The sequence below is a fragment of the Pantoea wallisii genome (assembly GCF_002095485.1).
Taxonomy (GTDB): domain Bacteria; phylum Pseudomonadota; class Gammaproteobacteria; order Enterobacterales; family Enterobacteriaceae; genus Pantoea; species Pantoea wallisii.
This window is the reverse complement of record NZ_MLFS01000056.1, coordinates 22,301-29,991: the sequence shown is the minus strand read 5'-3', so window position 1 is coordinate 29,991 and position 7,691 is coordinate 22,301. Positions and strand designations below refer to the sequence as shown.

Below are 7,691 nucleotides of genomic sequence, written 5' to 3'. Positions count from 1 at the left end.
TTTTTAAGAACCTCGCCCACCAGACCTGCGCTGACCATCTCCTTTAGTGCATTCTTAATCAGCGGATACTGCGTGTGCGGATTGGCGGCGGCGAGATGCTGTTTCATCACCTCGTCGGCATACGCCTTTACCTCAATTACCGCGTCATCCACATATTTGCGTGTGGCCAGCACCACTGACGGATCAATTTTTAGCGTCACGGCGCTTGTGCTGTTGACGATCAGGATCATGCGTACCGTCTGGGTGCGGCCGCTACCTTCGGCCAGCTGCGGCTTATAGGTCTCCGCGCAGTTAGCCACTGCAATCATCACGCCATCGGCGTCAAACAGACCGATTTCGCGAATCCAGAAACCGCCCTCGCCCTCCGGGATAATCTGCTCGGCAATAATCTGGCTGCTGTTGGCGCCATCAATGGTCAGCGAATTCAGCTGAGCACGGCGCTTTTCGCCAATCAGGCTGGTTTGCGCCGGATCGGGCGTCGGCAGCGTGCCGCCACCGTCGCCGACCGCCATTGCACTGATATTCACTTTGGTACCCAGCGCTGCGGCATTGGCCAGTTTCGCCGCGCCCTGGTTGGTTAGTAACGCAAGATATTTTTGGGTCATACGCTCACTTCCGTCAGGTCAATAAGATGTATCGCCGCACCGGAATAAACCGGCCCGCCAACATGAATAATTTCAGGGGTATAGGGATAAACTGTCAGCTCATCGCCGCTATAGCTGGCAACGGCCACCGGTATCACGCCATGCGCGTCCAGGTTGATCGACAAACCAATCAGATGCCGGCTGCACGGTTTGGCATCGGCAATTAACCGCTCCAGTTCGTGGTACATCTCCTCGGTGATGCCGGTCTCCAGCACGCCAACATCCAGCCGGAACGTGCCGGGCGTCTCGTTGGTTTTCCACCACTCAATTACCCGAATCAGATAGCCGAGCGGTTCAACCACGCGACGAATCGCGCCGATGGTTCCTTTGTGGCGATGCACATACTGTGATGCGGCCACCACATCGCGTTTGGTCGCTTCGCTCCAGCCGCTATCCCAGCGATCCACCGACCACGCCCAGGCAAGATACGGCAGCAGCGCTACCGGACAGGTGCGTGGGTTCCACAATGCGCGCAGCGGAACGGGCATATCGCCCAGGCTGGCCAGCGCCGCCGCTGCCGCCACCTCCAGCGCTGATGAACCGGTCGGCAGCAGACGATCACTCATCAGAGCCTCCCACCGTCAGCGTGTAGCCGGTACAGAACGCCGCCTGGGTTTTGACGAGTACCACATCAGCCACCGGCTGAATCAAATTGACGCGCTGCACGCCTTCAACGTGAATAGCGGCATACAGCGCCGACAGGCGAATATCGCGCCCCAGTCGCTTCTGCGCGGTAACATAGGCTGCCAGCTTCGCCTGCGAGGCAGCGCGAATCGGCTCGGCCTCGGGACCAGGATAGAGATACAGCTCGGCGTCGATGGCGTAATTGACGATCTGCGCCGACTGCACCGTGACGCGATCCGCCACCGGGCGCACATTCTCATCATTCAGCGCCGTTTCGACCGCCGTCAGCAGATCCGTCGGTGCACTGCCGTTGCCGTCGCGGGCCAGCACGGTAACCGTAACGCTGGCCGGCGACGGGCTGATGGCTGAGGCATCGGCCACGCGGCCATCAGCACTTTTGGCGTGATACTCATAAGCGCCCGTCGGCCCGGCGACGCTCAGGCCTTCAAAAGCAGAAGCGATGCGCGCGCGGAAATCGTCGTTACTCTCCATCACGGCTGGCGTGGGCGGAATAGTGCTGGTGTCGGCTGGCGTAATCACCAGCCGTGTGACGCCGTTATTGGCGCCCAGCTGGTCAAGATCGCCATCCAGCGCCCACGCCACCATCACCGCCTGAGCGGCCTCGTTGATACGCTGTCGCAGAATAACTTCGCGATAAGCGTTCTCCTCCAGCAGCTTCACGATCGGTTCTGACTCCAGCGCCAGCGTGCGGGCGATCGCCTGCTGCTGCGCCGCCGGATAGAGCGAAATCAGCGTGGCTTTACGTTCGGCCAGCAGCGTTTCATAGCTCAGCGTCTCTACCACGCCAGGTGCGGGCAGCTGACTCAAATCGATAGTTGCCATGTTTTCAGCTCACAGGAACGGTTAAGGAAAAAGGTTGCAGCGTGTCGCTGCGGTTGCCGCTCAGCTCTACCACCATGCTGCCGTCGAACGCGGGTTCGAAGCTGATGCCAGTGAGCGTGATGCGCGGCTCCCACCGCAGCAGCGCCACGTAACAGGCCGCCATAATCTGCAGGCGTAGCGCTTCATTTTGCGGCTGATCGATGAGCGCTGAGAGGAGCGATCCGTAGTTGCGCCGCATCACGCGCGCGCCGAGCGGCGTTAACAGAATGTCGCGCACCGACTGGCGCACATGCTCTGCGTCACTCAGGGCGCTGCCGCTCTCACGGTTCATACCGATATATTTTGCTGTGGTCATTTTGGTCCGTCCGTTCTGCTGCCGCCGCGCTGTACGCCGCCGTGATCGTGGGTATCCACCACGACGCCATTGGAGCTGAGTTGCCCGCCGCTGTGGCTGACGTCACCCTGCAAGCTGCCACCCGCCGTCACATTGAGCTGAGCGGTTTTCAGCAGCGACGTGCACTCCACCAGCGGCGCGTCCAGCAGAATCTTCTCCGCTGCGCTAATGGACGCAGTGCGGATGCCGCTGGCGTGCAGCGCACCGGTTTGCGGCTCATAGGCCAGCTCTGCGCCATCGGCAAACGACCAGTGCAGCGCCTCCGCCGAAGCCGAGGGTGCCGGATGAACATCAGAGAAAATGCCCGGCAGTACAAAACCGGTCTCCAGTTCACCGCCCAGACACAGCACCAGCACCTGTTCACCCTGTGACGGCGCGCTCCACGCCCGGGTTTTACCGGCACGCGCGCTCAGCCACGGCAGCCAGCCCGTGGTGTTATTGCCGGTATCGACCCGGCAGACACCTTCTGCGGGATTCACGGCAGCGACCGTACCGATACGAATGATATTGCGCAGCAGGCGCAGTATTTCAGCGAGTTGTGTATTCATGGTCTTAGTGTCACACCGGTTAATAAGAAGCGACAAAGCGTCTGCGTTTGCTCAGCTATCACTAAACAACTCACGACGGGAAGCTGCTGATCAGATCTCCGTGCGCGTAGAGCTGCAGCGGGCGATCAACATTCGCCGCCAGCGGATTCTCGTCGGCGTATGCAACGTGCAGCGCATCACCTTCACCGCTGACAATGACGCGCTCACTGAGCTGCAGGGTAATACGCAACGTATTGGCCGCATCTGTGGCGAACGTGATGCCGCTGCGCGCGTCGTTCATCATGAGATCGGGCTGATGACGACGCAGCCACGCCAGCAGTGGTACCATCACCAGATTGAGATCGTCGCTGTAGCCCGACAGCGTCACGTTCAGCGCATAGCGATATTCAAACGACAGCGAAGTGGCGAGCGTGGCGACAATCTGTCCGCTGCCCGTCGTCACGCTGAGTTGTTCCGGATGCTGCTGCAGCCACGGTATGCCGTCAGTCAGCGCTTGTTGCAGGTGTTGCGGTTTCAGCATCATGTTGCTCCTGGCACTGTTTAATCATGTCAATTTGCAGACCACAGGCGACCAGCGCCGCTTCCAGCTGGCGATTATCGGCGGCCAGATCGCCCGCGGTTTGCAGCCGGTTGGCCGGAATCGGGCAGCTGGTCACGCGCGGACAGCCACTCCAGATAATCTGCGGCGCTGGCGAAAGCGGGACGGGCGTGCAGCCGGATAACAGCGTCAGGCAGAGCAGCAGCAGACCAGTCACGTAAGGATGGATCGGCATCGGTTTCCCTCTGTAGCAGTGCTTCTCGCGTTAGTGCCGCCGCACTGGCGCGCCCTGCTGTAAACGCAGCGTGTTCAGCTGCTGTTGCTCAGCGCGATATTGCTGATTCAGGCGGACGATGGTCTGGTCACGGCTGGCGATACCCGCTGACAGCGTGCCTATGATGCGTTGCGCGCTCACCAGCCCGGCGCTGGCCTGCGACCAGCGCCAGCCGCTAAACGCCAGCGCCAGCAGCAGCACGCCGATCAGCGTGGCACCGTCAACCCGGTTCACGGACCTGCCCGCAGACACCACGCACGCTCCCGCTGGCGGCGGTTTTCCAGCCCCTGATTCCAGACGCCTTTGACGTACACCCAGCGCGGCAGCTGTTCGCAGGCTTCACGCCAGCGCTGCTGATTCAGTAATGCCACCAGCGTCGAACTGCAGGCGTTACCGCTGCCAACGTTAAAGGCAAACGAAACCAGCGCGTCGTAAACCGCCTGCGGCGGCGTGGTAACCACGCACTGCGTCAGCGCACGTTCACTGTTCAGTACGTTGCTGATAAAACCCGTGGCCGCCTGGCGCTTGCTGATGCTGCGGCCAGGGATCACGCCAGACGTGTTACCAATGCCATCGGTCCAGACGCCGGCGCTGCACTGGTACGGGCTCAGGCGACATCCCTCGTAATCAGCGATCAGCTTTAGCCCCTCCACCGAGGTGTGCAGACGCTGGAATCCCGGCAATGTCACCGCAATTGCCAGCACTGCGCCGGCCAGGCAGCGTTTAACGATTGGCTGATTCATATTCCCTCTGGCTGATTTTCCCGCTCTTCAGCAGCAGAAAGGTCTTGCGCCGGTAGTACCAGCTCACCAGAAACATGCCGATACCCAGCACCATGCCGAGCAGCGTGGCAATATCCTGCAGGTTCCACTTACCCAGCCAGCCCATTACCACCGCAAGGGCGTAGGTGAGCAAGGCGGTTAGACGTTCGGTTGAGATGTGCATGCTTTAATCCCACAGCGCGACGGTTTCACCGGTCGCGGCCGCCGGTAACTCTGGTAACACCAGCGCATAGCCGTGTGGCAGCACCACACCGACTGCAGCCAGTCCCGGATTAGCAAGATAGACGCGCTCCACTACCTGCTCAGTACGGCGGTAGTGGCGATAGCAGATCTCATCAACGGTATCGCCCTGTAAGGCATAGATTTGTGTCATGGAAACTCCCGGCTGAAAGCGGAGGATGGCCGATGTTGCTGGCCCTGATACCGATAAGTTTCCCGCGATGGCCGGCGCGCAGCAACGCGAGCCCGTCCGCTCAGCGGTGAGCAAACAGAGAGGGAAAAAGGCGAGACAGGAGACGGCGCGGCAGGCGGTGAGAACACCACCGCAGCCGCAGTCATTCAGAGATGAAAACGGAGAGTATGGGGCGCGATAGTCAGGATTATCTCCGTGCGGTTCAGCATAACCTTAACGGTTACTTCTCCAGCGGCACAGCGGAAAACACCACGGAAAACTGTTTATTCGCCATGACAGAATTACTGGCAATTTCAGCGATCAGGCTTAGTGCGATCTCCCTGTCACGCTCCCGGCAAAAACCTTCCGATGTTAACCGGGCAATCAGCTCAACCCGCTCAAGCATTACCCGTTCTTGTAAATCATTATCCACGCGCCCTCCCCCCATCAAATTACTGTACATACATACAGTAGCATAGCATTCCACATCTGAGAAAGAAAAATGTATTAATTGAAAACGGTTTTTATATACATGATATGAAAGATGTTTCCCGCTATAACCCGAGCGTAATGCAAATGCTTATTCTCACGCCCGGTGAGCCTTAACACGCCCTCTGGCACGCGTTGTTTTAGCGACTTTTAGCCTCTTTTTCCCACGCGACAGCAGCTAATCGGTTAACGTGCGCTAATAGGCCGGAGGGGGCATCTGTGGTTTAGCCCGGTACAGTTCATCCTGCGCCGCACTGCGGAACAGCCGCTGCGGCGGTGGCCGCTGACGGGCACGCATCTGAACCAGCAAACGCCGGCGCTGCCGGCGATCCAGCTGCGGCAGATCGCGACAGGCAACGATCGGCGTACAGTTATTGACAGAACTCCAAGGGGCGGACGCCGCGACGCGTTTTGGTACAATCTTCCACACGATAAGCCGCGTCAGGATGGGCGTATCCGCACCTACCGCCGTGGCATAGACGCCTTTGATACGCTGCTGCACCTCACCGTATGCGTTCAGCGTGTTATCCGCCTGATACCAGTTACGCACGGCCAGATCCTGACGCCGCACCAGCACACCGCCCTGCGCCTGCACATAACCTGCCCAGTCGCCGCGATCGGCTGCCTGATGAGCGGCAGCAAAATCTGCATCCAGCCCTCGTACGCTGTCGCTATCAGCCAGGCGGCGCAGTTCGCGATATACCGTTACCGGCGCACCGCCAACAAACTGGAACTGGCGGATGTGCCAGCGCGCAGCCCACGCGGAGACCGCTGCCGCCATCTCCCTGAGCGGCTTGCCGCTTTCGTGATCCTGCTCAGCGTCTGTCGCATAGCCGTCGATATTTTTGGCGATATATTTGGCGAGATAACCGGTGGCGCTGCCTTTGGCTGCGTCAATTGCCGTGACGTGGAGACGCGCCTGCTGCGCCTGTGCACTGCTCAGCTCATCGCTCTCCTGCTGCAGGGCATACTCGCGCAGCACGGCGCGTACCGGCTCCCGCTGATGTGGCGGCATAAACAGCAGCAGATGCCAGTGCGGCGTGGCGTCATGGTGCGGCTCGGCGACGCGCAGACCGAAAACACGCAGATTTTCCCGCTGCAGTCGGGCGCGGATCTTTTGCCACAGATGGCACAGATAGCGTTGCGTGTCTGCCGGACTGGCACCGTTCCAGCGACGATTGGCATAGCCACTGCTCAGCGTGGCGTGCCAGGCTGAGGGCGCGGTAATAGTGAAGAGATCACCGACAAAGCCCAGCGCGGTGCAAAGGGTTTCAAAGCCGCGCAGGCGCGTCATTAATTCACAACGACGAATCGCCGGATTAGCGATACTGCCATCGTGCTTGTCGATCAGGCTGATGCGGTTGCCGCACTCATCCTCCAGCTCCAGCCCTTTGAGAAATTCACGCGTACGGCGCTTCTGCTCGCGCCATTCGGTCAAAGCCAGCGGGCTGACATAGGCCGTTTTCTGTTTACAAACGTTACCCAGCGCAATGTGCAGATGCTCGCGCCATGCCGCCGCCATCCGGCGCAGCTGGCGCTGCCACCACTTTGTGCTCTGCATACGTAAAATCGCCGGGGCGATCGCCTCAGGGTCAAACAGGCGGGATGTGACCGTGTGCCACAGCGGCGCTGATTGTCGCAGCTCGCGCGTGATGGTTGCGGCTAACATATAGAGGCGATGCGTATAGCGGTAGTCAGATTCATCGCGGCACTGCGTATGCATCTGCGCCTGTTCGGCAAAAATGAAGTGTGCGATGTCGCCCGCCAGCAGATCCACATCGGCGCGGGACATCTCTGGCAGACGATTAAAGCGCCGGACCAATTCCCACAGCGTGCCTGCTGCACGTGCATCACCGCTGCCGGCCAGCAAACTGGCGGTGCCGCGCTGCAGGGTATCGATGCGATATTGCTGATGGACCTGTTCCAGCCGGGGTAACAGCCGGCGGGCAAAAACCGCTGTCAGCCAGCGGTTAGCCCGCGCCGCGCCGTGGCGGTTTTCCAGTACATCCATACGGCGCTTCAGCGTGAACTGAATCCATCCGGGCTGACGGGCCAGCGCCTGCTGCGCCGCAATCAGCGCGAGATAACCCTGAGCACGGCGCTGCTGCTCCGCATGGCAGAGGTAAGGCATGGCGATAGCCGGACGTGGCTCATTCCATATATA

At 60.0% G+C, this 7,691-nt stretch carries 13 protein-coding genes; all 13 read right to left on the bottom strand.

Features of this window, described 5'->3' with window-relative positions:
• The coding region (locus HA48_RS17445; protein ID WP_208613149.1) for a phage tail protein at positions 1–605 on the bottom strand (605 nt) is incomplete at its 3' end.
• Positions 602–1,210, bottom strand: coding sequence for a phage tail protein I (locus HA48_RS17440; RefSeq protein WP_128602452.1), 609 nt, complete (start codon positions 1,208–1,210; stop codon positions 602–604). The genes HA48_RS17440 and HA48_RS17445, both read right to left, overlap by 4 nt.
• Positions 1,203–2,111: a baseplate assembly protein gene (locus HA48_RS17435; RefSeq protein WP_128602451.1), complete on the bottom strand. Its 909-nt coding sequence runs from the start codon at positions 2,109–2,111 to the stop codon at positions 1,203–1,205. Before HA48_RS17435 ends, HA48_RS17440 begins: the two co-directional genes overlap by 8 nt.
• Positions 2,112–2,115: 4 nt before the next feature.
• Positions 2,116–2,466: a GPW/gp25 family protein gene (locus HA48_RS17430; protein WP_128602450.1), complete on the bottom strand. Its 351-nt coding sequence runs from the start codon at positions 2,464–2,466 to the stop codon at positions 2,116–2,118.
• Entirely contained in the window at positions 2,463–3,053 is a 591-nt protein-coding gene (locus HA48_RS17425) for a phage baseplate assembly protein V (protein ID WP_128602449.1), read from the bottom strand. The genes HA48_RS17430 and HA48_RS17425 overlap by 4 nt, the downstream gene beginning before the upstream one ends.
• Before the next feature lie 70 nt (positions 3,054–3,123).
• Positions 3,124–3,576 (bottom strand): phage tail protein, encoded by a 453-nt coding sequence (locus HA48_RS17420; protein ID WP_341864989.1) that lies wholly within the window; start codon positions 3,574–3,576, stop codon positions 3,124–3,126.
• A complete protein-coding gene (lysC, locus tag HA48_RS22675) occupies positions 3,536–3,826 on the bottom strand; it encodes an Rz1-like lysis system protein LysC (RefSeq protein ID WP_244182897.1) in 291 nt (96 codons plus the stop codon). The genes HA48_RS17420 and lysC overlap by 41 nt, the downstream gene beginning before the upstream one ends.
• Before the next feature lie 30 nt (positions 3,827–3,856).
• Positions 3,857–4,099: a hypothetical protein gene (locus HA48_RS22670; protein WP_244182896.1), complete on the bottom strand. Its 243-nt coding sequence runs from the start codon at positions 4,097–4,099 to the stop codon at positions 3,857–3,859.
• Complete coding sequence (locus HA48_RS17410) at positions 4,096–4,608, bottom strand: lysozyme (RefSeq protein WP_128602447.1); 513 nt, start codon at positions 4,606–4,608, stop codon at positions 4,096–4,098. The genes HA48_RS22670 and HA48_RS17410 overlap by 4 nt, the downstream gene beginning before the upstream one ends.
• Positions 4,589–4,810 carry an HP1 family phage holin gene (locus HA48_RS17405; protein WP_128602446.1) on the bottom strand — a complete coding sequence of 74 codons (222 nt, stop codon included), beginning with the start codon at positions 4,808–4,810 and terminating at the stop codon, positions 4,589–4,591. Before HA48_RS17405 ends, HA48_RS17410 begins: the two co-directional genes overlap by 20 nt.
• Before the next feature lie 3 nt (positions 4,811–4,813).
• Positions 4,814–5,020: a tail protein X gene (locus HA48_RS17400; protein ID WP_128602445.1), complete on the bottom strand. Its 207-nt coding sequence runs from the start codon at positions 5,018–5,020 to the stop codon at positions 4,814–4,816.
• 259 nt (positions 5,021–5,279) lie between these two features.
• The gene (locus HA48_RS17395; RefSeq protein ID WP_244182895.1) at positions 5,280–5,471 is read right to left on the bottom strand and encodes a hypothetical protein; all 192 of its coding nucleotides are present in this window, start codon (positions 5,469–5,471) and stop codon (positions 5,280–5,282) included.
• Between the two features lie 252 nt (positions 5,472–5,723).
• Complete coding sequence (locus HA48_RS17390) at positions 5,724–7,658, bottom strand: replication endonuclease (protein WP_128602443.1); 1,935 nt, start codon at positions 7,656–7,658, stop codon at positions 5,724–5,726.
• Between the last annotated feature and the right edge of the window lie 33 nt (positions 7,659–7,691).